The organism is Anaerostipes sp. PC18 (genome assembly GCF_039789045.1).
Lineage (GTDB): Bacteria > Bacillota > Clostridia > Lachnospirales > Lachnospiraceae > Anaerostipes > Anaerostipes hominis.
In genome coordinates, this window is the sequence record NZ_CP121164.1 from 1,763,565 (window position 1) to 1,784,849 (window position 21,285).

24 protein-coding genes, 1 tRNA gene, 4 pseudogenes and 1 other annotated feature are annotated in these 21,285 nt (G+C 41.9%); of the genes and pseudogenes, 27 read left to right on the plus strand and 2 right to left on the minus strand.

What is annotated here, in order from left to right:
* Window positions 1-301 precede the first annotated feature (301 nt).
* The 27 genes and pseudogenes from P8F77_RS09555 to thrS all read left to right on the plus strand — a co-directional run bounded on the left by P8F77_RS09555 (window position 302) and on the right by thrS (window position 20,503).
* Window positions 302-648: pseudogene (locus tag P8F77_RS09555) on the plus strand (hypothetical protein).
* On the plus strand, window positions 588-734 hold the full coding sequence (locus tag P8F77_RS09560) for a helix-turn-helix domain-containing protein (protein ID WP_081723830.1): 147 nt from the start codon (window positions 588-590) through the stop codon (window positions 732-734). The pseudogene P8F77_RS09555 and the gene P8F77_RS09560 overlap by 61 nt, the downstream one beginning before the upstream one ends.
* An 87-nt stretch (window positions 735-821) precedes the next feature.
* Window positions 822-1,246, plus strand: a pseudogene (locus tag P8F77_RS09565) (site-specific integrase); the annotation flags it as partial.
* A gap of 193 nt (window positions 1,247-1,439) precedes the next feature.
* On the plus strand, window positions 1,440-2,795 hold the full coding sequence (locus P8F77_RS09570) for an MATE family efflux transporter (protein ID WP_034549364.1): 1,356 nt from the start codon (window positions 1,440-1,442) through the stop codon (window positions 2,793-2,795).
* A gap of 21 nt (window positions 2,796-2,816) precedes the next feature.
* On the plus strand, window positions 2,817-3,242 hold the full coding sequence (locus P8F77_RS09575) for a hypothetical protein (protein WP_024727547.1): 426 nt from the start codon (window positions 2,817-2,819) through the stop codon (window positions 3,240-3,242).
* On the plus strand, window positions 3,226-4,146 hold the full coding sequence (locus tag P8F77_RS09580) for a DNA/RNA non-specific endonuclease (protein ID WP_024727546.1): 921 nt from the start codon (window positions 3,226-3,228) through the stop codon (window positions 4,144-4,146). The genes P8F77_RS09575 and P8F77_RS09580 overlap by 17 nt, the downstream gene beginning before the upstream one ends.
* Window positions 4,147-4,155: 9 nt before the next feature.
* Window positions 4,156-4,536: pseudogene (locus P8F77_RS09585) on the plus strand (MATE family efflux transporter); the annotation flags it as partial.
* A 43-nt stretch (window positions 4,537-4,579) separates the two neighbouring features.
* On the plus strand, window positions 4,580-5,599 hold the full coding sequence (locus P8F77_RS09590) for an alpha-hydroxy-acid oxidizing protein (protein WP_024727544.1): 1,020 nt from the start codon (window positions 4,580-4,582) through the stop codon (window positions 5,597-5,599).
* A gap of 186 nt (window positions 5,600-5,785) precedes the next feature.
* Window positions 5,786-6,844, plus strand: a complete 1,059-nt coding sequence (locus tag P8F77_RS09595; RefSeq protein WP_024727543.1) for a tyrosine-type recombinase/integrase — start codon at window positions 5,786-5,788, stop codon at window positions 6,842-6,844.
* An 18-nt stretch (window positions 6,845-6,862) separates the two neighbouring features.
* Window positions 6,863-7,420, plus strand: a complete 558-nt coding sequence (locus P8F77_RS09600) for a CDP-alcohol phosphatidyltransferase family protein (RefSeq protein WP_034549362.1) — start codon at window positions 6,863-6,865, stop codon at window positions 7,418-7,420.
* 77 nt (window positions 7,421-7,497) lie between these two features.
* On the plus strand, window positions 7,498-7,632 hold the full coding sequence (locus P8F77_RS09605) for a helix-turn-helix transcriptional regulator (protein ID WP_081723829.1): 135 nt from the start codon (window positions 7,498-7,500) through the stop codon (window positions 7,630-7,632).
* Between the two features lie 350 nt (window positions 7,633-7,982).
* Window positions 7,983-8,891, plus strand: a complete 909-nt coding sequence (locus P8F77_RS09610; RefSeq protein WP_024727541.1) for an AraC family transcriptional regulator — start codon at window positions 7,983-7,985, stop codon at window positions 8,889-8,891.
* A 6-nt stretch (window positions 8,892-8,897) separates the two neighbouring features.
* Entirely contained in the window at window positions 8,898-9,416 is a 519-nt protein-coding gene (locus tag P8F77_RS09615) for a DUF4624 family lipoprotein (RefSeq protein WP_235824573.1), read from the plus strand.
* A 43-nt stretch (window positions 9,417-9,459) separates the two neighbouring features.
* Entirely contained in the window at window positions 9,460-9,780 is a 321-nt protein-coding gene (locus tag P8F77_RS09620) for a TfoX/Sxy family protein (protein ID WP_009009735.1), read from the plus strand.
* A 50-nt stretch (window positions 9,781-9,830) separates the two neighbouring features.
* Window positions 9,831-10,280 carry a DUF6194 family protein gene (locus tag P8F77_RS09625; RefSeq protein WP_009009736.1) on the plus strand — a complete coding sequence of 150 codons (450 nt, stop codon included), beginning with the start codon at window positions 9,831-9,833 and terminating at the stop codon, window positions 10,278-10,280.
* 38 nt (window positions 10,281-10,318) lie between these two features.
* A pseudogene (locus tag P8F77_RS09630) lies at window positions 10,319-10,444 on the plus strand (GNAT family N-acetyltransferase); the annotation flags it as partial.
* A 34-nt stretch (window positions 10,445-10,478) separates the two neighbouring features.
* Window positions 10,479-10,889, plus strand: coding sequence for a DUF3795 domain-containing protein (locus tag P8F77_RS09635; protein WP_024727539.1), 411 nt, complete (start codon window positions 10,479-10,481; stop codon window positions 10,887-10,889).
* Window positions 10,890-10,938: 49 nt separating this feature from the next.
* Window positions 10,939-11,352 carry a DUF3788 domain-containing protein gene (locus tag P8F77_RS09640; RefSeq protein ID WP_024727538.1) on the plus strand — a complete coding sequence of 138 codons (414 nt, stop codon included), beginning with the start codon at window positions 10,939-10,941 and terminating at the stop codon, window positions 11,350-11,352.
* 67 nt (window positions 11,353-11,419) lie between these two features.
* Window positions 11,420-11,848 (plus strand): hypothetical protein, encoded by a 429-nt coding sequence (locus P8F77_RS09645; protein ID WP_024727537.1) that lies wholly within the window; start codon window positions 11,420-11,422, stop codon window positions 11,846-11,848.
* Between the two features lie 66 nt (window positions 11,849-11,914).
* The gene (locus P8F77_RS09650) at window positions 11,915-12,352 is read left to right on the plus strand and encodes a hypothetical protein (RefSeq protein ID WP_024727536.1); all 438 of its coding nucleotides are present in this window, start codon (window positions 11,915-11,917) and stop codon (window positions 12,350-12,352) included.
* A 145-nt stretch (window positions 12,353-12,497) separates the two neighbouring features.
* Window positions 12,498-14,354, plus strand: coding sequence for an AAA family ATPase (locus tag P8F77_RS09655; protein ID WP_024727535.1), 1,857 nt, complete (start codon window positions 12,498-12,500; stop codon window positions 14,352-14,354).
* A gap of 11 nt (window positions 14,355-14,365) precedes the next feature.
* The gene (locus tag P8F77_RS09660) at window positions 14,366-14,725 is read left to right on the plus strand and encodes a YccF domain-containing protein (RefSeq protein WP_024727534.1); all 360 of its coding nucleotides are present in this window, start codon (window positions 14,366-14,368) and stop codon (window positions 14,723-14,725) included.
* A 14-nt stretch (window positions 14,726-14,739) separates the two neighbouring features.
* On the plus strand, window positions 14,740-16,455 hold the full coding sequence (locus P8F77_RS09665; protein ID WP_024727533.1) for a B12-binding domain-containing radical SAM protein: 1,716 nt from the start codon (window positions 14,740-14,742) through the stop codon (window positions 16,453-16,455).
* Between the two features lie 4 nt (window positions 16,456-16,459).
* Complete coding sequence (locus tag P8F77_RS09670) at window positions 16,460-17,236, plus strand: DUF975 family protein (RefSeq protein WP_235824574.1); 777 nt, start codon at window positions 16,460-16,462, stop codon at window positions 17,234-17,236.
* Window position 17,237: 1 nt separating this feature from the next.
* Complete coding sequence (locus P8F77_RS09675; RefSeq protein WP_347256042.1) at window positions 17,238-17,522, plus strand: hypothetical protein; 285 nt, start codon at window positions 17,238-17,240, stop codon at window positions 17,520-17,522.
* Between the two features lie 18 nt (window positions 17,523-17,540).
* Window positions 17,541-18,137 (plus strand): putative ABC transporter permease, encoded by a 597-nt coding sequence (locus P8F77_RS09680; RefSeq protein ID WP_051405204.1) that lies wholly within the window; start codon window positions 17,541-17,543, stop codon window positions 18,135-18,137.
* Between the two features lie 86 nt (window positions 18,138-18,223).
* Window positions 18,224-18,432, plus strand: a binding site (T-box leader).
* A gap of 136 nt (window positions 18,433-18,568) precedes the next feature.
* On the plus strand, window positions 18,569-20,503 hold the full coding sequence (thrS, locus tag P8F77_RS09685) for a threonine--tRNA ligase (RefSeq protein WP_347256043.1): 1,935 nt from the start codon (window positions 18,569-18,571) through the stop codon (window positions 20,501-20,503).
* Between the two features lie 68 nt (window positions 20,504-20,571).
* On the opposite strand, the gene P8F77_RS09690 is transcribed toward thrS, so the two are convergent.
* Window positions 20,572-20,646 (minus strand) — tRNA-Pro (locus P8F77_RS09690).
* A gap of 142 nt (window positions 20,647-20,788) precedes the next feature.
* The gene (locus P8F77_RS09695; protein WP_303008903.1) at window positions 20,789-21,157 is read right to left on the minus strand and encodes a hypothetical protein; all 369 of its coding nucleotides are present in this window, start codon (window positions 21,155-21,157) and stop codon (window positions 20,789-20,791) included.
* Between the last annotated feature and the right edge of the window lie 128 nt (window positions 21,158-21,285).

Below are 21,285 nucleotides of genomic sequence, written 5' to 3' on the forward strand. Positions count from 1 at the left end.
TTCTCCCTGCTGTTCAAGATACCGTCAATCGTACCTTGAATAATTTTTAATTCGTTATCACTCAATAAATCAAGTGATGTTTCTATCTGACGGCGAGCTGTGCTTTTGCCAACTTTCTCTGGCGGATAGAAATATTCATCAACCGATATATTGAACATGGTAACTAAATCATGGAATCAACTGAAGAAATATTTCAGTCCAGTATTACAATCATTATACCCTTTACAAGAATTTAAAATTCATATCAATAACATTTACAAAGCAGTCTGTTTGTGTACTTACATTCACACGGGCTGTTTTCATTTTATTAAAAAGTTTTTTCGATTTTTTCTGGTTTCAACTTAACAAATCATACCTGCCATTCCCTATATGGTGCGGAAAGAGGGATAAACACTTTTCACGTCATAACGGAAAGGCGGTAATGATATTCGTATTTGTGATGATGAATTGGCAGAAGCCTTGAAAAAGCTGTCCGAACGTAACTGTGAAAATTTACTGATGTACTATTTCTTGGACATGAGTGACACCGAGATTGCAAAAAAACAGAATATTTTCAGAAGTGGAGTTTTTCAAAACCGACACAATTCATATCAAAGTGCTGTTTGCGTCCACTCTATGATGAATACGGTAATGTTTATATTGTTGTAGATATGGAGTTAAAAGGACTTATCCGAGAAGCACTTATCAAAATGATTTTAGGGTTTGATATTGCCTTAGAAATTGAAGAAGAATAACAAGCAGTAACGTAGAGCATGATTTGTTCAATCCCCTCTTTCCTGCTCTGCACCCTGCTTTTACATGAAAGCATACCGCTTTCACCGGTTGTGCTTCTGTTAGAAACGGGACTTCATATTTCTGAATTTTGTGGATTGACAACGCATATTGATATGCAGAACAGAATACTCAATATAGACCACCAGCTATTAAGAGATAGCGAAATCGGCTACTATATTGATACTCCAAAAACAAAGAACGGAAAACGAGAACTTCCATTGGCAGAAAGAGCTTATCAAGCACTCCAAAGAATACTAAAGAACAAGTTACCGAACATCACACCTCATTCAGACATACCTATTGTACGAATATGGAAAACAAAGGAATGAACCCTAATACTCTGCAATATCTCATGGGACACGCTAACATAACCATGACACTTGGCTATTATGCACACGGTACATTTCAATCTGCAAAAGCGGAACTGGAAAGACTGGTAAGCTGGGATAATTTAAAAATAAGCTTTCTTTGAAAATGTTAATACTCTTTTCAAAAGTAAGACAAGCAGAATAAATGATCCATGAGACGTTATCATGGATCATTTTTCTATCCATTCATTATAATGAGACTATCAAATAATTTAAATTTATACAAAATAATGAAGATATCTTGATTGCTTTTTGGTATAATAAAGATAATTATCAAGGAAAGATGAGAGTATTATTATGATATCTGAAAAATCTTTTTATAAAACCTTTGCTCTGCTGACGTTATCGCTGGCATTGCAAAATCTGCTCACCTACGGCGTCAATCTGGCGGATAACCTGATGCTTGGTTCCTACAGTGAGACGGCTCTGTCCGGCTCGGCCCTGTGCAACCAGATTCAGTTTTTTTTACAGATGCTGGTGGTGGGTGCCTCGGAAGGGGCAGTGGTCATGGGAACTCAGTATTTCGGAAAAGGCAGGTTTGAGCCCATCGTACATACCATCGGGACCGCAGTGCGCTTCGGCGGCGGTATTGCTGCGGTCATGTTTCTGCTGATTCTGTTCTTCCCAGGACAGATCCTGGGCCTTCTCACCAATGACGCCGCTGTCATTGCAGAAGGAGTGAAGTATCTGCAGATTATTTGTTTTACCTACCTGATGTTTACAGTGACTAATATTTTGACGGCATCCCTGAGATCCGTCGGGATCGTTAAAATAGGATATATCATCTCAGCATCTACGCTGATCCTGAATATTATCCTGAACTCATGCCTGATCTACGGCAATTTTGGATTTCCGGAGCTGGGTATCCGGGGCGCAGCCGTTGCGACGCTCTGTTCACGCACGGTGGAACTTTTGATCGTGATCTGGTATTTAAAATACAAGGAACATTCCCTGAACCTGACCTTAAAAAAGCTGGTATTCATCGACCGGTCGTACATCAGAGACTATAAAAGGACCGCACTTCCGGTACTCACAAGCCAGGCACAATGGGGCCTTGCCCAGATGGCGCAGACCGGGGTGCTCGGCCATTTAGGAGCCCCGGCCATTGCGGCCAACTCTATTGCCACCATTGTATTTCAGATCATCACGGTGGTGGTCTACGGCTCTGCCAGCGCCTCAGGGATCATGATCGGATGGACCATCGGGGAGGGAAAAGAAAAGAATATAAAACCTATGGTAAAAACCCTGGAGATTTTATTCCTGTCCATCGGCATTTTATCGGGACTGGCCATTTTCCTGATCCGTGAACCGGTCCTGTCCCTGTATCAGATCTCCCCGCAGGCAAAGGCACTTTCCATGCAGTTTATGGCAATACTGTCGGTGACAACTGTTGGGACCGCATATCAGATGTCCTGCGACAACGGTATTATCCGCGGAGGAGGCAACACCAGCTTCAGCATGAAAATGAACCTGATCAGCATGTGGCTGATCTTGCTGCCGATTTCTATCTTTGCCGCCTTTGTCCTGCATCTGTCCCCGATCATTGTCTTCTTCCTCCTGAAATGGGATCAGCTTTATAAGGCAATCCCTGTATTCATAAGGCTGCACCGCTGGAAGTGGATCACCAAGGTCACAAGGGAAGAAGCTGCCTAGAGAGAAAGGAGAGAACCTGTCATGAAACTGATCACCTGTCTGGATGACAAAAACGGCCTATTATTCCATTGCAGAAGGCAGAGCCAGGACCGTGGGCTCAGGGCTTTTATGAAAGACATGGTAAAAGGCTCCAGAGTATATATGAACTCTTACACCTATGAGCTCTATAAAGATATCCCAAATGCTGTGGTCTGCGATGATTTCTTAGAAAAGGCAGACACCGGGGATTACTGTCTGGTGGAAGACTGTCCGGTAAAGGAATATGAAGACCGTATTGAAGAATTGATCCTATTCCGCTGGAATAAGATCTATCCGGCAGACTTGTATTTTGACCTGGATCTGTCGGCATGGCATCTGGAAGAAACAGAGGAGTTTGAAGGATCCACCCATCATATCACCAAAAAAAGATATACAAAGGAGAAACATCACTATGAAACTGCGAAATAGAATCTCAGCCGCACTGTTGACCCTGATCCTGGCACTCAGCCTCGGAGCGTGCCAGGCAGCTGACAAATCCGGTTCAGCTGTCAAAATGACGGTAAAGACCGAAACACAGAATGTGTCCATAGACAATATCCCCGACTATTCAGGCAAAATGTATGTGGAGCTAAATAACAACAGCCCTGATTTTTCTTCAAAGGATTTAAAATCCAAATCCTACGAGTCCTACAGTAAACTGGATTCTCTGGGCAGATGCGGCACAGCCGAAGCAAACATCGGAAAAGACATCATGCCCACAAAAAAGCGCGGAGCCATCGGAATGGTGAAACCCACGGGGTGGCATACCGTTAAATACAGCAGTGTAGACGGCAAGTATCTCTATAACCGCTGCCATCTGATCGGTTATCAGCTCACCGGAGAAAATGCAAATGAAAAGAATCTCATCACAGGAACCAGAGCCATGAACGTGGACGGAATGCTGCCGTTTGAAGACATGGTGGCCGACTACGTAAAGGAAACCGGAAACCATGTTCTGTACCGGGTCACTCCGGTCTATGAAAAGAAGGATCTGGTAGCAAAAGGTGTTCAGATGGAAGCGAAATCTGTGGAGGATAAAGGAAAAGCAATAGAGTTTAATGTCTTTGTATATAATGTGCAGCCAGGTATATCCATTGACTACAAAACAGGTGAGAGCACGGCATCAAAAGCGGTATCCGGCCAAAAGAGAACATCTTCCGAAAAAAGCAGTCATGAAAGTACCTCAAGTTATATCTGCGGTAATTCCAGGTCCAAAGTTTATCACTGTCCTGGGCAGAGAGATTATGAAAAAATGAAATCCTCTAAGTATCTTGTGAAGTTCCAGAGTGAAAAGGAAGCACAGCAGGCAGGATACAGAAAAGCGAAAAGATAACGATTTAAATCAGAGGGAGGACAAAAGTATGACCTCCTGCATGAGGCTATCCGGACCATGGTCCTATGGTCAACCGTTTTCTGTGTCATCTTTGGTTTATCCGTTGCCCTGTTTTCCGCATCCACCATATCCCAGTTTACAAAGGATGACCTTGTCATGATCGATGTGGGACGGAAAGCACTGAGGACAAACGGACTGTCATTTTTTGTGTTTGGGTGTTATACAGTGTATTCCTCCCTTTACCTCGCCCTTGGAAAGGCAAAAGAGGGTTTTATCCTGGGCACCTGCAGACAGGGGATCTGTTTTCTTCCTATCATCCTGGCAGCTGCGGTCACTGTTTTTATGGCTTTCAGCCTTCGCAGAGAGTTGATTGCCTTTTCCTGTGCCTGATGATAAAATGGTATCACATTTTAAATACAGATTGGAGGAGCATATGACTTATGAAGAATTGCTGGCTTCAGCCAGAACCTGTATGGGGGCCTACTGCAAGGCCTGTCCTGTGTGCAACGGAAAAGCCTGCGGCAGCCAGATCCCTGGACCGGGAGCAAAAGGATCAGGGGACACAGCTATCCGCAATTACCAGAAATGGCAGGAGATACGGGTAAATATGGATACCCTGTCTGAAAACCAGCCGGTGAGCACCGCACTTGAGTTATTTGGACAGACATTCCGTTATCCGTTTTTTGCCGGTCCCGTAGGCGCTGTAAATCTTCACTATGGTGATAAATACACAGATGTGTCCTACAATGAGGTCCTGGTCTCGGCCTGTGCACAGGCGGGGATTGCCGCTTTTACCGGTGACGGAGTCAATCCGGAAGTGATGACAGCAGCCACTCAGGCCATCAAGGCAGCCGGCGGCATGGGTGTGCCCACAGTAAAACCATGGAATCTGGAGACGGTACGGGAGAAGCTTTCTCAGGTTCACAGCTGCGGTGCCTTTGCGGTGGCTATGGACGTGGACGCAGCCGGGCTTCCTTTCTTAAAAAATATGACGCCTCCCGCCGGAAGAAAATCGACGGAAGAATTGACAGAGATCATTAAAGAAGCCGGACTTCCTTTCATCGTAAAGGGTGTCATGACGGTCAAGGGTGCGCTAAAAGCGAAGGAGGCGGGTGCCTCAGCCATCGTTGTGTCCAATCACGGAGGGCGTGTTCTGGATCAGTGCCCGGCCACGGCAGAAGTGCTGGAGGAAATCGCAGAAGCGTTAGACGGCTCTATAAAGATCCTGGTTGACAGCGGACTGCGTTCCGGAGCCGATATCTTCAAGGCACTGGCATTAGGGGCAGACGGGGTCATCATATGCCGTCCGTTTGTGACCGCCGTGTATGGAGGCGGAGCAGAGGGTGTCCATACATATATTGAGAAAATAGGAGCAGAGTTTCAGGATACCATGGCCATGTGCGGTGCAAATTCTCTGGAGGAGATCACAAGAGATATGATCCGCTGTCTCTGATCATTTGGCTTGTCTTAAATAACGAGACTCATGTATAGCCGTCACCAGTTATATATCGTCTTTTCCGACCCAAGTATAGCATGATCGACTGTACTTGGGTCTTTTTATGTTGTTGAAGCGGGCTTGTCCTGTTTGTGCTATAATAATTTTCAGAACGCTTGACACGGAAAGGAGTTTAAAGACATTATGAAACCTCAATCTTATTACGATGAACTGAGCGTGCAGCAGACCTTAAAGCTAAGAGAACTGATCCGGACACTGCCTCCTTTTTCAAAGGAATTTTTCCGGGCGATCGATACCACGACCCAGGTACGGACCCGGATCGCATATGCGTACGACCTGCGGGTGTTTTTCCACTTTCTGATGGATGAAAACCCAGTATACAAAAATTATACGGTACTGGATTTCAAACCTGAAGATTTGGATAGGATTGAATCAGTGGACCTGGAAGAATATATGGAGTATTTAAAAACCTATGTGTCCGATGACAAACGGATGCAGAACACAGAACGGGGAATTTTCCGCAAAATGTCCTCTTTGAGAACGTTTTATGCCTATTATTATAAACGCCAGCTGATCAAGACAAACCCAACTCTGCTGGTGGATATGCCAAGGATCCATGAAAAGGAGATCATCCGTCTGGAGGCGGATGAGGTTGCCTCCCTGCTGGACTTTATCGAGAGAGGCGGCGATAATTTAACCGGACAGAAACGGATGTACTATGAAAAAACAAAAGAACGGGATCTGGCTATTATAACCCTGCTTCTCGGAACCGGAATCCGTGTTTCAGAGCTGGTAGGACTGGATATGAACGATGTGGATTTTAAGAACAACGGACTTCACCTGATTAGAAAAGGCCGGAAAGAAATGACCGTTTATTTCGGGGAGGAAGTGGCAGACGCACTAATTCAGTACATCGAAGGCTCCCGGAGCAAAATAATCCCCCGGGAAGGGCATGAGAATGCTTTGTTTTACTCCATGCAGAGGAAACGGATCGGGGTTCAGGCTGTGCAGAACCTTGTAAAAAAATATGCAAAACAGGTGACGCCGCTGAAAAAGATCACTCCTCATAAACTTAGGAGTACATATGGTACAGCTCTCTATGAGGAAACCGATGATATTTACCTGGTGGCCGAAGTCCTGGGGCATAACGATGTGAATACTACAAGAAAACACTATTCTGCCATGTCTGACACGAAGCGGAGACAGGCGGCAAAAAAAGTGACTTTAAGAGAGAAAAACTAGAAAGAGAGAGCCATCCAAATGTTTCAGAAAAAAGATCTTTTTACAATACCGAACCTTATGGGATACTTTCGCATTCTGCTGGTCCCTGTGTTTATCTATCTCTATATCAACGCGCATTCTGTGACAGACACATACAAGGCCCTGGCTGTTCTCATTCTCTCAGGTGTCACAGACTTCTTTGATGGAATTGCCGCAAGAAAGCTTCACCAGGTCACGGAGCTTGGCAAGGCTCTGGACCCTGTGGCTGACAAACTGACCCTGGGCGCGGTGATCTTCTGCCTGATCCGCAGAATCAATGGTTTCCAGTACCTGTTTCTCGTTTTTATTGTCAAAGAACTGTATATGCTCCTGGGCAACCTGACCGCCATGAAGCTCAATGGAAAAAAGCTGGACGGGGCAGCCTTCATCGGCAAGGCAGCTACCATGATCACCTACTGGAGCATGGGATTTTTTCTCCTGTTTCCCGGAATGCCAAGGGCCGTCCAGATCTTTCTGATGATCCTGTGCGGAGGCATGATAACTGCTACAGGACTGTACTATCTTCCTGTGTTTTTCAGGCTTGCCAAAAAAATTTGACAAAGTTCCAAACAGATTTGCTGGCACTTTGTTGTGGGATTCAATATAATGATGGCACAGAAAGGAGCACCGTTTGTATGATAGAAGAAAAATTATTAAAACTTAGAAAGAAACAGGGATACAGCCAGCAGGAAGTAGCCGATTTTTTATCCGTTACCAGGCAGACCATCTCTAACTGGGAGTGCGGAGTTTCCCAAACAAAAGGATATTAAAGAATAACCTGTGTTTACCTGCTTGCAAAGACAAGAATTTTGTTGCTAAGTTAAGCGATACTACATAGGCGTGTTAGTATTTCTTCTTTGTCGCTGTGAAATAGCAGACTACTTCATTTCTGCTTGATTATCCTAAAACTTATTAGGTTATGGTTTGTCAAGGACTTGTTGCATAAGCAATGCTGAATAGCACTCTTTACAAAACATAGGGTGATAAGTAAATTTTCAAAAGCAGGAAAGAAATGACGATATTGATGTGGCGTGATATAATGTACACAAAGACAAATTTGAAGTTGTCTAAATAAATCAAGATAAAGCCACTATGCTGGTGTACATTGAAGGTGGATATAATGAATGATATGGAAGCAGTACAGATAATACAAGACTATATACGCACGCATTATAAAGATGATAATTTTTGTATACATGATGTCTGTTCTAAGATTGGATATTCGAGACGACAAGTTGATAGATTTTTCAAGAGGTTTCTGAAAAAAACATTACGAGAATATATCAATGCAGTTTGTTTGACAGAAAGCGCGAACGAGTTGTTAAATACAAGAAAAACAATTTTAGAAGTTGCTTTGAATAGTCATTATGAAACACATGAGGGATTTGCACGTTCGTTTTATAAGAGATTTCACATTATGCCCTCTGTATACCGTGACAAAAAAATTGCAATTCCATTATTCATACAATATCCAGTCAGTCACTATAATGCGTTACTCAAACATAAGGAGGAGTTATTTATGAATAATGCTTTGAATTTTTGTATGATTACTGCCAAAGAACGTAACAAAAGAAAACTTATTTATCTGCCATCGAAAAATGCACAAGATTATTTTTCTTATTGTGAAGAAGTTGGCTGTGAGTGGGAAGGGCTTTTGAATAGTATTCCAGAAAAAATTGAACCTGCCGCTTTAATTGAACTTCCAGAAAAATTTGTAGAAAAAGGTTTTTCAAGGATAGCAGTAGGTATTGAAGTTCCGTTAGAATATGATAAGGAACTTCCGGAATCATATAAAATAGTAGAGCTTCCAGAATGTATTATGCTATATTTTCAAGGTGAACCATATGAAAATGAAGAAGATTTTTGTAAAGCAATAGAAAGCACATATACAGCTATTGGAAAATATAATCCTACGTTATATGGATACAAATTTGCATATGATATAGCTCCAAGTTTTAATTTTGGTGCAGATACAAGCACAGGAGCAAGATTAGCTGTTCCAGCACTATATAATGATTATTCAGAATAGAGAATTTTGGAATATAAAATTTATGATGTAGGTAAGAGCATGTTTGTAATAAAAAATATTATTTTTTTAGTTGGTATGATTAGTGTTGTCAGCCTGACCGCATGTTCAAAAGCTGATAATAATCAATTGAGCAGAGTAGGAATCGAAAACACTGAAATAACAGTTCTTGAAATGGAAATGCATGCAAATTACAGTAACGCGGACCCATTTGAGAATGAACTCCTGTTTTGTGTGTCCGAAGATATGGAAACTTTAGATGCGGAAGTTTCTTTTCAAATGGATGGTGAAAGTGGCATTGTAGAAATCAAGGACAGAAATGCTGATGAGATTTTATGGAGCAAGATATGGGATGAAAACGTCAGTGACGACACTATTATAATTACGCTTGAGAATCTGCAAAAAGAGAAAGAGTACGTTGTGCGGTTTACTGGAGCTAAAATAAATTATGCAGTTGTAAAAGTATCGTTTGATAGTGATTTGGTTCAGAAAAAAGCAAGACCTTCAAAACAAAAATTCAGTTTGTAGAAGTCAATAAATACAAAGATAAATTAGAATTTGAGGTGGAAGTATGGCATCAAGCAAAGAATATTTGGAGTTTATTTTAGGGCAGTTATCCGAATTAGAAGAAATTACATATCGTGCTATGATGGGAGAATTTATTATCTATTATCGTGGTAAGATTGTCGGCGGTATCTATGATGATAGATTGCTTGTCAAACCAGTAAAATCAGCAATTAGTTATATGTCAACAGCTCCGCATGAGTTACCCTATGAGGGAGCAAAAGAAATGTTGTTGGTAGACGAAGTTGATAATAAGGAATTTCTGATAGGTTTGTTTAATGCAATGTATGAGGAATTACCAGTACCAAAACTGAAAAAGAAGAAATAAACAAATCCCAGATTATAAAACTATAAACATTGTGATGTGGAGGATAATATATGACACCAGATGAAATATTAAAATACTGTCTTGAAAATTTAGAGGGAACGGTTTTAGTTAATAGTTGGGGGGAAAGAGGGATATATTATAATCCTGATAATATTCTAAAGCGCGGTGTCTATATTTTGACGGTAAAAGAGAAAGACGGGGATAATGACAAAAGCTCCAGCTTGAACAGGGAGAATATATACCGCGTGAATTTAGGAGTACGAAAAACTACTTTTATAGAAATGTTTGATTTTATACCAAAACGCCCTGCAAAGGGTTGTATAGTTGATATGAATTATGATTTTTCTGCAACAAACAAAATTCTTCCCCACCCTGTATATGCGTGGATGGGGTGGATATGTTCACTGAATCCATCGGAAAAAACTTTTGTGGAATTGAAACCACTTATCCAAGAAGCATATGATTATGCAAAAGAGAAATACAAGAAACGTAAAGTATAACTTCCAGTTTATGTGGCAGATAAGCTCAGAATCATTCTGCAAAAGATACTACACCTACTATGTTATATTTTGGTTCACAACCAACAGTAGAGCAATTTTATGAAAAGAATGGCTGTCGAAAAAGTTTGCAATCATATATTATTAATAAAAAAGGTAAATCTTAGCTTGAGCATAATTTGCCGAAAGGAGTAGAAAACTATGAAAATGCCAGAAAAAATTGATATAAGTATGTTTGCTCCATGCGGAATGAATTGTAAAGTTTGTTATAAGCACTGTTACCACAAAAAACCTTGTGCTGGGTGTTTGAATAGTGATAAAGGGAAACCTGAACATTGTCGTAAATGCAAAATAAAGGACTGTGTCAAAGCCAAAGCGTTATCCTATTGTTTTGAATGTGCCAAATATCCATGTAAGTTGATTAAAAACCTTGAAAAAAGCTATAACAAACGGTATCAAGCAAGTCTTATAGAAAATAGTCGTTTTGTTCAAGGACAGGATTTGGAGCATTTCATGGAACAGCAGAAAATAAAATATACTTGTTCTGAATGCGGTGGAATTATTTCTATTCACGATAGAGAATGTAGCGAGTGTCAAGAAAAAATGAAATAGCAAAATCTTCAGTTTATAGAATTGAGAAAATTATAAAGGAGAAACGAATATGCTGGATAAAATACCAAATGCAGAAGAAATGACTGCTTTAGTCGGTAAATCATTATATGATATATGGAATAAACTGTGTATCTTAATTGATGAAAAGTATGAAATGGAATGCTTGTGGAACAAAGGTGGTAAAGCGTGGACTTATGAGTATAAATATCGTCGAGGTGGAAAAACGCTTTGTGCGTTGTACGCAAGAGAAAATTGTGTAGGATTTATGATTATCTTAGGGAAAGATGAACGATTAAAATTCGATAAAGATAGAAATAGTTATTCAAAAGAAGTGCAAAAAATTTATGATGAGACGAAAACTTATCATGACGGAAAATGGCTGATGTTTGAGCCAACAGATACAGCTTTGTTTGATGATTTTGTTAGGCTGTTGGGAATAAAAAGAAAGCCCAACAGGAAGTGATAATCTTATGCTAGAATTTAGAATACAAATTGGAATTTTGATATGAATGCGAAGTGAGAAATGATTTATGAATGAAGAAATGTTTATATTACTTGTATGGGAAATAATATCAAGAAAAGTAGAGCAAACTTTTAATGCAGAAGAGGAACTGTTACACATTGGTTATATCGATTCTAATTTGTTATTTGGTATTACAGAAGGAAAAATTATAGCAAGTGATGAATGTATTCTTACAAATATTACAAAAGTTGATGGGAAAATATTTATAGAATATTCATTTGATATATCAATGAATTTATATAATTCAAATAACGAGTATATTTTCAATATGTTCTCTGTGGTAGAAGGAAGTTGCAAATTTCCTGATGAAAAAGAATATGACTATAGCTATTTGAGTGAGCATTACGATGAGATGGATAGGTGTGAATTACTATCATATGAAAATATCATAAGTGAAGTAAAGATAAATTATTCAAATATTGATGTGAACACTTAAATGTAAATCCCAGTTTATATGACTATAGAAGATAAAAAATATAATTTGTAAGGAGATGAGACTATAATGTGCATTGAATGCTATATTGATGAAAGTAGAATTACACCGTTGTTAAATCCGATAGAATGTTTACAAAATCATACACAGTATATCTGTGGGACTTGTGGACGGTGCATCTGTATTGAACATGACCCTAAGCGTGGTCTGCAAAGATGGAATTTTCCTTTCAAGTCACTAGAAATTGCAAAAATGTATTTGCGTACTGCTGATTACAGTATGAAAAAATCATGTGGTATTTATGAAATAGTAAGTGAAAATGGGAGACGTTCCTACAAAATTTTTGCAAATAATGAGGACTTACAGTTATACCTAAAAAAGAATAAAGGTAAAACCTGTAAAGATACAAAGCCTATTTTTGCTGTTGAAGAATATAAAGAATATGCAAATACACAAATACGAAAATTGACTTCTAACGAAATACAGAAATATATGTCAGAGCGATAAAGAGAAAGAAGACAGTACAGAAGCTGTTTCGTATATCTCTCATCTGTGATATTAAAGAACTTTCTGCGCATGGGGAAGATGAAGTACTTCCAGAACAGGATATATGATAGAATAAGAATATATTTATGTGATTGGAGAATTCTTTATGCAGATCACCAGCCTTTCTATTCACAACTTTAAATCCATTAAAACCATGCATTTGACCAATATCGAAAATGCTCTGATTCTGGTGGGCAAAAATAACGCGGGAAAAAGCTCTGTCTTAGATGCCGTGCGGGCAGCCGGAGGGCAGTATGAGATCACGGAAGATGATTTCCACTCATCAGGACAGAATATCGAGATCGGCATCAGCATTTCCATCACCCAGGAGGATTTAAAGCTTCTCCACTCAGAAGGGATCGTAAGCCACTATAAGAGGTATGAGATATGGGAGAAGAATTTCCGGGAACGCCTCCCATCATTTCAGGATGGCAGCCTGACCTTCTCTTTCATAGCCAACAGAAATGGCAGGATCCTGTATCAGGATGGATTCCAGAAAAACAATCCCTATATCCCGAAAGTTTTTCCAAAGATCTATTACATGGACACGGAGCGGGACATCTCCCAGATCCAGGAAGATCTGTTCATCAGCCAGGAGGATAAACTGCTGACCCAGATGCGCTCCGATTGCTGCATGTTTGACAGGAAGAAGCAGTGCACTCACTGCTTTCAGTGTATCGGTCTGATCCATCAGAAAATGCCGGAGGAATTAAACGCATTCGAGACGTCCAAGTTATTTGAATACAAGTTGTATCACCTGAATCTGGACCATTTTGTGGAAAAGGTCAATAAAAGTTTCCACAAAAATGGAGGAGTAGGCGATGTATTTTATTATATGAACTACGACATGAATTCTCTGCTTAAGGTCCGTTCCATGATCTACAGCAGAGAACACCAAGGGGCCAGGACTGTGGAACAGCAGGGAAAGGGCATAAGGAGCATCTATATTTTGTCGCTGCTGGAAGCCTATGTGGAGGAATCCGCTAAAATCCCGTGTATCATCATGATGGAGGTCCCTGAGATCTACCTGCATCCGGAGCTCCAGAAGGCGGCGGGAGACCTTCTTTACAAGCTTTCCGAAAAGAATCAGGTCATGTTCACCACCCATGCGCCGAACTTGATCTTTAACTTCAACAGCCGCCAGATCAGACAGATTCTTCTTGATAAGGATGCCTATTCCGTTGTACGGGAAAAAACAGATCTGGGAGTCATCCTCAATGATCTGGGCTACACCGCCGCGGACCTGATGGATGTGAATTTTGTCTTTATCGTGGAAGGAAAACAGGACAAAAGCCGCCTTCCTCTTTTGCTGGAGCGTTATTACTCAGAGGTCTGTGATGAAGACGTACGGCTAAAGCGAATCGCTATCATAACCACAAACAGCTGCACCAACATCAAGACCTATGCAAACTTAAAATATATGAACCAGATTTATCTAAAGGACCAGTTTTTAATGATCCGGGACAGCGACGGAAAAGATCCGGATGTCCTGGGAAAACAGCTCTGCAGGTATTACGACGAGCGGAGCATATCCGATGTGGACCCTCTTCCTAAAGTTACCAGGAGAAATGTGCTGATCTTGAAATACTATTCCTTTGAAAACTATTTTCTGAATCCTGCAGTTATGGTAAAATTAAACCTTATCAATACAGAGGAAGAATTTTATGAAACGTTGTTTCAGAAGTGGCAGGAATACCTACACCGTCTTAAGAGCGGCAGGCATTTGATGGAGGTGCTCGGAAGAACGCTGACATCCCCTGATGATGTCAAAGCTCATATGGAGGAGATCAAGATTTATCTGCGGGGACATAACCTGTTTGATATTTTTTACGGTCCCTATAAGAAAGAGGAACGGGAACTTTTGAGACAATATATTGAATTGGCACCAAGAGAAGATTTTCAGGATATCCTTGCTGCCATTGATGATTTCATTTACTTTAAGAGCAAAAGAACAAGAGATTAGGAGGAGATATTATGGGCTGTTTCGGAAATATATTATGGTTTATCTGCGGAGGTTTTGTAAGCGGACTGGGATGGTGCCTTGCAGGATGTCTCTGGTGCATTACCATTGTGGGAATCCCGGTGGGTATCCAGTGCTTTAAGTTTGCATCCTTAAGCTTCTGGCCGTTCGGCAAAGAGGTCCGCTATGGCGGAGGTGCCGGCTCCATGCTGTTAAATATCATCTGGCTGATCGTCACAGGACTTCCTATGGCTGCCGGTTCTGCCATCATGGGGGCTTTTCTGTGCATCACTGTCATCGGCATCCCGTTTGGGCTTCAGCACTTTAAGATAGCAAAATTAGCATTGATGCCGTTTGGGGCAGAGATCATATAAATACAGGAGACAAGATGAAGGTTATACTTACTGCAATCAACGCAAAATATATTCATTCCAATCTGGCTGTCTACTGCCTGCGGGCCTATGCAAAGCCCTACCGGGAGGAGATTACCATCGCGGAATATACGATCAATCAGCAGACAGACGATATCTTGATGGATCTATATAAACAAAAGCCGGATCTACTCTGCTTTTCCTGCTATATATGGAATATAGAATATGTTGAAAGCATCCTCCGGGAGATCAAAAAGCTTTTTCCCGCCCTGCCAGTCTGGCTGGGCGGCCCGGAGGTATCTTATGATGCCCAAGATGTGCTGAAACGTTTTCCCCAGGTCACCGGAGTAATCAAAGGAGAAGGGGAAGAGACCTTTTTGGAACTGATGGACTATTATCACGGCAAAAAAGATGATCTTTCACAGATTGACGGCATCACCTGGAGGAGCGGAGAAACAATCACAGACAATCCATGGAGGCCGGTGATGGACCTTAGCAAGGTCCCTTTTGTATATAACCATATGGAGGACTTTCAGCATAGGATCATATATTATGAATCCAGCCGCGGCTGCCCGTTTTCCTGCAGCTACTGTCTTTCTTCCATTGATAAATGCCTTCGGTTCAGGGATCTTTCCCTCGTAAAAAAAGAGCTCCAATTTTTTATTGACCACAAGGTTCCCCAGGTAAAGTTTGTTGACCGGACTTTTAACTGTAATCGTACACATGCTATGGCTATATGGAGATATCTCAAGGAACATGACAACGGAGTCACGAACTTTCATTTTGAAGTAGCAGCCGATCTGCTCAATGAAGAAGAACTGCAGCTGATCTCAGGCATGCGTCCCGGCCTGATCCAGTTAGAGATCGGTGTTCAATCCACAAATCCTGAGACCATCCGTGAGATCCACCGGACAATGGATTTTAAGAAGGTGGCAGGAATCGTCAAAAAGATCAATGAGGGGCACAACATCCACCAGCATCTGGATCTGATCGCAGGGCTTCCATATGAGGACCTGCAAAGCTTTGCTTCGTCATTTAATGACGTTTACAAGGTAAGGCCGGAACAGCTTCAGCTGGGATTTTTAAAGGTGCTCAAAGGCTCCCATATGGAAAAGAAAAAGCATGAATATGGCCTTGTATTCAAGGATACGCCTCCCTATGAGGTTCTGTATACCAAATGGCTTCCCTATGAGGATATGATGACTCTGAAATCCATAGAGAATATGGTGGAGATCTATTATAACAGCCGGCAGTTTGCCAACACAATGGAATATTTGGAGCATGAGTTCTCCTCGCCCTTTCACATGTATCAGTGTCTGGGGAATTTTTATGAGGACAAGGGATATCACAAGATGAATCATTCCCGGATCGCCTCCTATGAGATACTGGAGGAATTTATCTGCCGGTATGCAGGGAATGAGAGTCTTCCGCTTTACCGGGAACTGTTAACCTACGACTTATATTTAAGAGAAAATATCAAAAACAGGCCGTCTTTTTCCGGGGAATACACGGTAAACAAAGACGAGCTGTATGATCTCTATGACAATATACTTCCAAAGAATCGGGAACTCTCTGCCTATGCCAATAAAAATCTGCGGAAGATGTCCCACATCGAAAAGTTCCAGTTTGATGTTGCGGGGGACGGGAGCCGGAAGGAAACCCTCCTGCTCTTTGACTATCAAAAAAGAGACCCTTTAAACCGCCAGGCTTATGTGGTCCGGATATGGAGATAAGATCTTGACAAGAAAAGAAATGAAAAAACAGGCCAGACAGACGGTGAAAAGGCATTACGCTCTATTTCTTGCCATCTGTCTTGTTTCCGCATTCCTTGGTTCCGAGTTTTCTGACTCGATAAAATCCATCAAAACATATTCTACGGAGTTCACTCATGCAGCAGTATCCGGCACAGTGGCCACTTCAAAAGGTGTTGTGGATGTGGCAGAGGATATCGCGGCAGGGGACACCGAATCCGGCAGAAAGCTTTCCAAAAAGATTGAGAAAGAACATATCGACGCATCCAAAAAGCAGAACCCCGCATTCGGACGGAGCAGAGGAGTCTTTGCACAGATACTCAATGGCGTCACCTCAGGATCTCTCCTGGTCACACTGGCATCGGGTATGAATTCCCTGTTTGGCTCTCAAAATGTTACCCTGGCCATTTTACTGGTTTTCTGCCTGGCTGCTGTTTTATCCTTTTGGATTCTCATTGTCAATACCTTCGCCGTCATCTCCCGCAGAATGTTTCTGGAAGGGCGTGTTTACCACAAAGTTCCGGCTCAGCATGTGTTATTCCTGCTTCGGGTAAAAAAATGGCTCCGTGCGTCCAAGACGATGCTTACTGTTTCCATTTTTCAGTTTCTGTGGACTTTTACGGTCATTGGAGGCATCATAAAAAAGTATTCCTATTATCTTGTGCCTTACATCGTGGCAGAAAATCCGTCGATCAAATCCCGGGATGCAATCCGGCTGTCCAGAGAGATGATGAACGGACATAAGTGGCAGTGTTTTTTTTGAAATGTCCTTCCTGGGCTGGTGGCTGCTGGAACTTGTGACGCTTGGATTGAGTGCAGTTTTTTACTCCAATGCCTACCGGACGGCGGCTTTTTGTGAATACTATACATACTTAAGAAATAAAGCAAAGGAAAAAGGAATCCCTAATTCAGAGCTGCTCAATGACAAATATTTGTTTGAGAAAGCAGACGAACAAGCAATTCAATCTGCATATGGAGATGTACTCCAGATTATAGAAGCAGCTAGTCAATTTAAGGACCGCCGCACAAAGCTCAGCAGGTTTTTTTAAGACTATCTTGGCATCGTATTGATCAACACAGAGGCCGAAAAAGAATATGAACGATACCAGACAGAGCAGCTTCACATCCAGGCCATGAAAAATGCGGCGGACAAAGATTCTTATCCCACTAGGCTGAGTATGATGCCGGAAAGCAAAAAACGCCGCAGAATTGAGACTCTGCATTATATGCGCCGTTATACCTTATGGTCATTGACGCTGCTTTTCTTTATCTTGTCCTTTCTGGGCTGGATTTGGGAAGTGAGCCTGCATTTAATCGCCAGCGGTGTTTTTACCAACAGGGGAATCCTTCACGGTCCCTGGATTCCCATCTACGGAGCCGGCGGAATCTTGATCCTGACACTGTTAAATAAACTGAGACAAAAACCGATCCTGGAATTTATCAGTATCGTGGCTGTCTGCGGATGTGTGGAATATTTTACTTCTGTCTTTCTGGAAACGATGCATCACGGGCAAAGATGGTGGGATTACAGCGGATACTTTCTGAATATCCACGGCAGGGTCTGCGCGGAAGGCCTGCTTGTTTTCGGTATTGGCGGGCTGGCCATTGTATACGTCCTGGCGCCGTTTCTTGACAATATGATACAGAGACTTCAGCCGAATTAGAGATAAGTTTGTTTCTGGCATCTAAATTTTTTGCTATGAAAAAGGATTGATTTCACAAATTAACAGTGTTATAATATGTGGGAAATAAAAAAGCGTTGAAGAGAAGAGTAATCTGTGAAAGTCTTCCAGAGAGAGATGCATTTGGTGAGAGCATCTTAAGTACTAAAACAGATGAAGACCACCTCCGAGCGGCTGCAAACCAGCCCGGCCGACACCGTTATCGTCAACGAAGTGGTCTGCTTTACGATATGAAGCAGGCAACCAAGGGTGGAACCGCGTGAATAACGTCCCATGGATTTTTCCATGGGGCTTTTTTTATTCCATAGGAATGTTCTCCCTATGGAATAAAAAAGCCCTCCGGGCATGATGCACACGATGTGCCAAGGAAGGCTGCTTTGTTCTTAATTACAATACAAGAAAGGAAAAATACTATGAAGATTACATTAAAAGATGGATCTGTTAAAGAGTACGGCCAGAGCATGTCTGTCATTGATATCGCAAAGGATATCAGTGAAGGACTTGCAAGAGTTGCTTGTGCAGGGGAGATCAACGGGGAAGTCGTGGATTTAAGGACGATTGTAGAGGATGACTGCGAGCTGAGTATCCTTACCTTTGACTCGGAAGGGGGAAGACACGCTTTTCGCCATACTGCATCCCATATTTTAGCCCAGGCTGTAAAACGCCTGTACCCGGAGACAAAGCTTGCTATCGGGCCGTCTATCGACAATGGATTTTATTATGACATGGAGAAGGATACTCCATTTACACAGGATGATCTGGAGAAGATCGAAGCAGAAATGAAAAAGATCGTAAAAGAAAATCTGGAGATCACTTGTTTTACGAAACCAAGAGAAGAAGCAATCGCATTTATGAAGGAACGCAAGGAACCGTACAAGGTCGAGCTCATCGAGGATCTTCCTGAGGATTCCGTTATCAGTTTCTATCAGCAGGGTGAATTCATTGACCTGTGTGCAGGACCTCATCTGATGACAACAAAGCCTGTGAAAGCGTTTAAGCTCACAAGCATCGCCGGAGCCTACTGGCGCGGTAATGAAAAGAATCAGATGCTCACCCGTATCTATGGAACTGCATTTGCAAAAAAAGCAGATCTGAAAGATTACTTGACCATGATGGAGGAAGCGAAAAAACGTGACCACAGAAAGCTTGGAAAAGAACTCGGACTCTTTATGATGAGAGATGAAGGGCCGGGATTCCCATTCTTTTTACCTAATGGTATGGTGCTTAAAAATACTTTGCTGGACTACTGGAGAGAAATCCATAACAAAGCAGGATATGTAGAGATCTCCAGTCCGATCATGCTGAGCAGGCACCTGTGGGAGACATCCGGACACTGGGATCACTACCAGGAAAATATGTACACAACGGTCATCGATGAAGAAGACTTTGCCATCAAACCTATGAACTGCCCAGGCGGCGTTTTAGTATACCAGTCAGAGCCACGCTCTTATCGTGACCTGCCGCTGCGTATGGGAGAACTGGGATTGGTACACCGCCACGAAAAATCCGGACAGCTCCACGGACTGATGCGTGTCCGCTGTTTTACACAGGATGATGCCCATATTTTTATGATGCCTGAGCAGATCAAAGATGAGATCAAAGGTGTCGCAGCGCTGATCGACCAGGTTTACAGCCTGTTTGGATTCAAATACCATGTGGAATTGTCCACCCGGCCGGAAGACAGCATGGGAAGTGATGAAGACTGGGAGATGGCTACAGATTCTTTGAGGAGCGCACTGGACGATCTTGGACTTGACTATGTAGTCAATGAAGGGGATGGAGCATTCTACGGACCGAAGATTGATTTCCATCTGGAAGATTCCATCGGAAGAACATGGCAGTGCGGAACCATTCAGTTAGACTTCCAGCTTCCTCTGCGGTTTGACCTCCATTACACTGGAGCAGACGGAGAGAAGCACCGTCCGATCATGATCCACAGGGTTGCTTTTGGTTCCATCGAACGGTTTATCGGTATCCTGATCGAACACTTCGCAGGAGCATTCCCAATCTGGCTGGCACCAGTGCAGGTGAAGGTCATTCCGATCTCTGACAAGCATTTAGACTATGGAAACAAGGTGCTGGATGCGTTAAAAGAAGCCGGCATCCGCGCTGAGATCGACACCAGGGCTGAAAAGATGGGTTATAAGATCCGGGAGGCACAGCTTCATAAGATCCCATATATGCTAGTTGTGGGAGGAAAAGAAGAAGAAAACCAGGCCGTTTCCGTGAGAAGCCGATTTAAGGGAGATGAGGGGCAGATGTCCTTAGATGAATTCCTTTCTGCGGTCAAAAAGGAAATTGAGACAAAAGAGATCCGCCAGGTAGAAAAAGAAGACGAAGAGAAATAGATGAAAATATCCCGAATACGGCGATGAACGTATTCGGGATATTTTTTAATTACTGACTAAATGATAAGTCGGGGTAACAGGATTCGAACCTGCGACCTCACGGCCCCCAGCCGTGCGCTCTAACCAAACTGAGCCATACCCCGTCAGAAGTATTTTATCGAATTCCGTCGAAGAGTGCAAGTGTTTTTTGAATATACTCAAATTCTTTCTAATAAATACGATTGATTATACAATTTATAAAATCACGGAGACATTATATTTCTCTAGGATTTTATATATTTAGACTCATTCTATTTTTCCATCTAAAAAAGCATTTAAAATATTTTGTGGAGCATCATAATAGAAGCTGCTGTTATAATCATCGATTTTATCACTGACAAACGAATTGTATGCAGCCAGCAGAGCATCGGGGATATCCATTTCTTTTTCTTTCGCAATACCAAGAATCAGGCGTTTGTAGACTTTTCCAATATCCCAGTGGCTTGGAACAGCATATTTTGCAGTAGATACATTATCAAAATCACCATTCTGAAGTTTGGCAGCTAAGATAAAATCATCGCTCACTCGGTCGATATTGTCACTGTGATATACATCTGCTAAATCATAAATTTTTGTAATTAAATCTTTGCCTAGATACACTGTCATTTTTCCCATAGGTGAGGAACCTCCTTGATTTTATAATACTTGACCAAAACCTCCATAATTTTTCTAAACTGCACATTAATAATATATCAAGTTCTATATTATGTCAAAATAGAATCATAAGAATGCAGAAGATCCAG